The following is a 6087-nucleotide window of genomic DNA, read 5'->3' as shown; positions in this document are numbered from 1 at the left end:
GCCCTGCAATCCCCGACCCCCACCCCTGCCGAGCACCGACGAAAGGAGACCAGCGTGCAAGACGAGACATTGATCCGACGGGCACTGCTGACGATTAAGGAACTGAGGAATGAACTCGAAGCGGCGAGGTCCCGGGGCACCGAGCCGATCGCGATCTCAGCGATGGCATGCCACTTTCCGGGTGGGGTCTCCAATCCCGACGAGTACTGGGATCTGGTCGCCTCGGGCAGGGATGCCATCTCACGAGTGCCCGCCAATCGCTGGAGCGCCGAAGCGTATCTGGACACAGATCCGGATGCTCCCGGAAAGACGTACGTCGCCGATGGCGGTTTCCTTGCCGATGATCTCTACCGGTTCGACCCCGCGTTCTTCTCGATCTCGGACGCGGAGACACGCGAGATGGACCCCCAACATCGACTCCTGCTGACGACCAGCTGGGAGGCCTTGGAGTCTGCGGCGCTGCCTTCCGATCGACTGCCCGGGCATCGCATCGGCGTGTACGTCGGTGCGACGGCCTCCGAGTACGCCACCTTGCCCCGCAACACGGACATCGGTCCCTATGCGGCCACGGGCTCAGTCATGAGCGTCGCCGTGGGCCGGATCTCACACACCCTGGGCCTGAGCGGTCCGGCGCTGGCCGTCGACACCGCATGCTCGTCGTCGCTGGTGGCGGTCCACTTGGCGGTCGGGGCGTTGCGCAGCGCGCAGATCGATGCGGCCCTCGTGGGCGGGGTCAATGCGCTGCTTTCCCCAGCGCCATTCGTGATGCTCTCGAAGATGCACGCGCTATCCCCGGATGGCCGGTGCAAGGTCTTCGACGAGGCGGCTGACGGCTACGTGAGGTCGGAGGGGTGCGGCATGGTGGTCCTGCGCCGACTCAGCGACGCCCAGGCGGACGGATCACCGATTCTCGCGGTCATTCGCGGCACCGCGATCAACCACGATGGGCACAGCAGCGGCGTCACCGTCCCCAACGGAGCAGCCCAGCGTCGACTCATCTCTGAGGCGCTCGAATCGGCACAATTGGAGCCCGAGCAGGTCGATTACCTCGAGGCGCACGGCACGGGGACCCCTCTAGGTGACCCGATCGAGGTACGTGCGGCCTTGGAGTCCTACGCGAGCGAGCGCAGGAAGGCCCCGCTGTTGGTGGGGTCGGCCAAGTCCGTCGTCGGGCATCTGGAAGCAGCGGCGGGCGTCGCCGGACTGATCAAGGCGGTTCTGTCGTTGCGGCACGCGCAAGTGCCACCGAACGTGCACCTCACGAAACTGAACTCCCGGATTACGGCCGATGTCTCCTCGGTCAGGTTTCCCACGGTCCTGGAGCCCTGGCCGGACACGGCTGTCCGAGCGGCCGGGATCAGTTCCTTTGGGTTCAACGGCACGAATGCCCACATAATCATCACCCAGGCCGACGAGAACGATGATGCTGCGGCGGACGAGCCCGGTCACAGGACCGCCTATCCTCTGGTGATGTCGGCTCGTGCGGATGAACCGCTGGCCGAGAGCATGCGCCGGCTCCTCTTATACGTGGAAGCCCAGCCCGAGACCTCGCTGGCGAGCCTGTGTCGAACCATGTGCGAAGGGCGCGTCCAGCACAGGGTCCGGCGGGGATTCTGCGTCAAGTCGATCGACGACGCCGTGCGGCAGCTAACCGATGCCATCGACAGGGGGCGTTCCAGCCGAGGCGCAGGCGGCAACATCGCCATGGTCTTCGGCGGTCACCTCGAGGCGCCCTCGGCCATCCTCGACGAGCTCGCCACTGAGTCGGTGTTTGTCGACACCTGGAACCAGGTTGCCCAGTGGCTGGACGCCCATCAGCAGGCGGGCGTCGACGGCTCGTGCGACGAGCTGCTGACGCGGGCGGCGCAGGACTTTGCCGCTCAGTTGGGCGTCGCTCGATTGTGGACATCTTGGGGCATTCGACCCGCAGCCGTCCTCGCCGAAGGGGACGGCGACATCCCCGCAGCCGTGGTGGCTGGCCTGCTCACCGAGGACGAGGCCCTGGCGATTCTTGCCCAGAGGCATGGCCAGGGGCCTGTGGTGGACGTTGAGTTGCGCCCCGCGCAAGTGCGTTTCATCTGCGCCGACGGTCGTGCCCAGACCGGCGCAGACTCGTGGAACCAGCCATGCCCACCTCTGGACGTCGCAGCGCAGATGACCGCACTTCTCGGACGCGGTTACAGGGCCGTGGTCTACGTGTCCGGCCGCGAACTGGGCGGAGCTGGGACGGACACGGTCGTCGTCGCATCGGCGAGCGGAGCGGAGGGTGCCTGGGAGCTGCTGTCCAGTGGTGTCTCGCGCCTGGCCCAGGAGGGGTGGGACATGGACTGGCAGCGGTTCTTCCAGACCGTGCCCGCGCGAATGCTCAATCTGCCGACCTACCCCTTCCAGTACCGGCTCTTCCTCGAGGATCCGGTGGCGGTCGCCGACGGCCAGACCCAGGAGACGGTCCCGGGTTCCCTCGTCGCGTCGCCGCTGCCAACCCGACAGGTCGAGGCTCGCATCAACACTTGGCTGCTTCCCGAGATCGCGGACACCGGTGGCCTGTTCCACATCGGCTACTACACCCGCATGGTCGAGCACGCACTGCGTGAACTGGGCATGGTCGGTGACATGATCGTGGAGGATTTCACGTTCGTGAAGGCGCTCCACATCTCCGGGACGGACGACCGCCTCGTGCAGATGGTGATGGGGAGCCCTGACGACCAGGGCAAGCAGCCGTTCGAGTTCCACAGTCGAGAGGCGAACGGTGACGTGTGGGAGCTCCACGCCCGAGGCACCGTCCATGCGCGTCACGTCCCCATGCGTCCGAAGGTCACCAGCGAGGGCCGCCAAGAGGTCATGGACCAGTGCCCGCAGACTTTGGAGGGCAGCGACTTCTACCGGGACTACGCCGCTCGTGGATTCGAAGTGGGGGCCTCGGTGAGGCTGGTCAAGGAGGTGCGGATCGGCGCGCGGCAAGCGCTGGCCAGGATCCGCACGCGGGCGTCCGAGGGTGCGGCGGCCGCGCACCTGTCGCCGGGGTTCTTCGATGCCTGTGCACAACTGGCCATGATCGCAGGCAGGGACCAACTGGCCGACGACGACCTTTACATCACTGTGGACATCGCCCACTTCGAGGTTCCCGACCGACGTTGGGGAGAAGAGGTCTGGTGCCATCTGTGGGCCGTCGATGACCAGGAGGCCGGATCCATCTCCGTCGACTTCGACGTGTACGACGGCAGCGGCAACTACATGACCCGGTGTCAAGGAATGCGGCTGCGTGTCATCCCCAAGGAACTGACCGGCGAAGTCGCGGGGGTGCCTGGTGACGACGGCACCGTCGTGGACGCGAGGGCGGGTGGGCTCAGCTCCGAGGCGGACGAAGAACTGGAGTCGCGGATTCGTGGCCACCTCGTCGCGGTCGTCCAGGACATCCTCGGCAACGGGGACGGCGATGTCCCCCTCGACGTCTCCTTGGCGGAATTGGGATTGGAATCGCTTGCCGCGCTTGAACTGCGCCGATCCGTCAAGAACGAATTTGGCGTCCAGCTCTCGCTGGAACTGCTCATCCAAGGACCCAGCATCGAGAGTCTGGGTGCGTCGATCCTGAGGATCATCAACGGCGCCGATGACAGTGGTTCCAGAGATGAAGCGGACGAGCAGGTCTCGTGGCACTCCGGCGAGTATTCGACGCAGCCCGGCGACTGGCTGGCCCATGAGCGTCTGACCGCGGCACCGCGCGCCCGGCTCTTCTGCATTCCCTACGGCATCAAGGGCGCATCGCTGTACGCCTCGTGGAAGAGCCTGTTGCCCGACGACATCGACGTGTGCCCCGTGCAGTTCCCCGGGAAGGAGGGCAGAATCAACGAGCGCCCCATCTCCGAGATGGATGAAGCGGTGGGTGCGCTCGAGCAGGTGCTCGCTGGCTACATGGATCGGCCCTTCGCGATCTATGGGCACAGTGTGGGGGCCTTGGTGGCCTTCCGGTTGGCCCATCGTCTTGCCGAGCGATCCGACGGGTTGCTGCGGCACTTGTTCGTGGGGGCATTCTCGTCGCCGTCGATCGGGTCCAACCCCGTCTATGACCGCGTGGTCGAATCCTTCCAGGAATTCGGTTTCGATACGCTCCCCGAGGTGGAGGAGTTGATCCAGATGCCGAAGGATCGGTCCCAAGAGTACGAGGACTACATCAGTGAGAGCTTCGGAATCGAGGTCAATGACGAGATGCGCGATGCACTCAAACCCGTTGGGTACTCGGACTTCCGGCTTGTGCACACGTATCAGTTCGACCCCGACGAGGAGCGTCTGACGATTCCTATCGCTGGCTACCACGGTCGCCGCGACACGTTCGTGGTCGAGGAGGAGATGCGCGCTTGGGAGGGGTTGACCAGCGGCTCCTTCGCATTGCGCGTGTTCGAGGGCGACCACTTCTTCCTCCACCACGACCAGAGCGAGCAGGAGTTGCTGGACGATCTTCGTGACCGCTTGTACTCAGTCTCGTGAAGGCGGCCCGGCCACGCCGGACCCCTTTGTCAGTGTCGCGGCGTGAGCGACGTGCGCGAAATGCTTGGGAGCTACCGATACATCGGCGGCGATTCCGGCGATGGTGAAGCCCCGATTTCGCTGGGGCGCAGCGTGCCGTCGGGGGAGAGATCGAGGACCCGGTCGAGTCCGAGCCGGGACAGCAGGTGACGGTCGTGGCTGACGATGATCAACGCACCGCGGTACGAGCCGAGGGCGTCCACGAGCTGGTCGACGGAGTCGAGGTCGAGGTTGTTGGTCGGCTCGTCGAGGACCAGCAGCTCCGGTGGCGGCACGGCCAGCAGGACGCGGGCGAGCGCGACCCGGAAGCGCTCGCCGCCCGACAGCGTCCTGGCGGGTCGGTGGATCGCGTCGCCGCGCAGCAGGAATCGGGCGAGCCCCTCGTAGGTGTCGTGGGGGAGTCGCTGTGGTGCCGCCCCGCTGACCAGTTCGAACGCTGACTTGGCGTCGTCGAGGGCGAGCCGCTGGTCGAGGTAGCCGATGCGGTCGGTGAGCAGACGTCCGGACGCCGCTGGGCGAGGGTTCGCTTGACTTATGCCGAGCAGCGTCCGCAGCAGCGTCGTCTTCCCGACGCCGTTGCCACCCACCAACGCCCATCTCTCGGGCGCGGCGAGGACGAACCGGCGGCCGTCAGACCTGACTCGTGCCGGTTTAGTGCCCTGGGGGTGTTAGGCTGCTGAGAATTTTTCGTGCGGTTTTTGTATGTTGAGGGTGGGCGGTTAAGTGATGGCCATTGATGGTGATGGTGATTTCTTGTAGGCCGCGTAGTTCTTGGATGATTCTTTTGATGCTCATCCCGGTGGCGTTCTGGAGATGGCGGGCGACGGCCAGGGCGGCGGTGACGATGGTCAGGTGGGCCTCGGTGGCGTCGCGGGTGTGGTGGAGGACGGGGCGGGCGGCCAGGTCGTGCTTGCTCGTGGGGAATGACTGCTCGACGTGCCACAGCTCGTGGTAGGAGGTGATCACCTCCTGGGCGGGCATGGTGCTGGCGGGGATGCTGGTGACACAGCCCTTGAGACCGGCCAGGCTCCGGGCCCGGGCGATGCGGTCCTCGTCCAGGACCTGGTTGCCGGCGCGGATGGTGACGAACCGGGTGGTCTTGGCGCGCCTGTTGCCGTTGACGACGTCCCGGGCTCGTTCCACCTGGGCGTCTAGGGTGTGGTGAGGTGCCTGGTGTTTCTTGGACAGTGGTGGAAAGAGTACTGTTTTGAGAGATGAGGTATAATCTGATTATGTCGGCACAGAGACTCAGTAGTGAGCTCAAGGAGCAGGTGGTCCTTGAGGTAGTCGAGAAGGACCGGACTATCGCGGAGGTGGCGAGGTCCTGCGGGCTGGTTCCTTGGGGCGGTGGGGAACTGGGTCAGGAGATGGCGGAAGGACCACTCGGAGTCTGTGGACTCCGAGGTCGGTGCGGAGCAGTCGGCGGAGAGCAGGAGGCTGCGCGCCTGGCTGCGAGAGGCCAGGAGTGGGGAAGCGAGCTCCGAGAAAAGCGGCTTCCTTACCTTCGCCCAGAGGGTCCCGGTAGGCGCCCGGTACGCGCTGCGTCCACCGCGGTAGACAGGA

1 protein-coding gene and 2 pseudogenes are annotated in these 6087 nt (G+C 65.6%); 1 reads left to right on the top strand and 2 read right to left on the bottom strand.

Going from position 1 to position 6087, the window contains the following annotated elements; translation table 11 throughout:
- Positions 1 to 54 precede the first annotated feature (54 nt).
- A complete protein-coding gene (locus O145_RS16335; protein ID WP_052374537.1) occupies positions 55 to 4485 on the top strand; it encodes a beta-ketoacyl synthase N-terminal-like domain-containing protein in 4431 nt (1476 codons plus the stop codon).
- Positions 4486 to 4556: 71 nt separating this feature from the next.
- On the opposite strand, the pseudogene O145_RS02115 reads toward O145_RS16335, so the two are convergent.
- Positions 4557 to 5132, bottom strand: a pseudogene (locus O145_RS02115) (ATP-binding cassette domain-containing protein); the annotation flags it as partial.
- Between the two features lie 43 nt (positions 5133 to 5175).
- Positions 5176 to 5709, bottom strand: a pseudogene (locus tag O145_RS02110) (IS1634 family transposase); the annotation flags it as partial.
- Between the last annotated feature and the right edge of the window lie 378 nt (positions 5710 to 6087).

It is taken from the genome of Actinomyces israelii DSM 43320 (genome assembly GCF_000711965.1).
Classification (GTDB): domain Bacteria; phylum Actinomycetota; class Actinomycetes; order Actinomycetales; family Actinomycetaceae; genus Actinomyces; species Actinomyces israelii.
The sequence above is the reverse complement of the archived record's forward strand: the minus strand, read 5'-3'. Positions and strand labels throughout refer to the sequence as shown.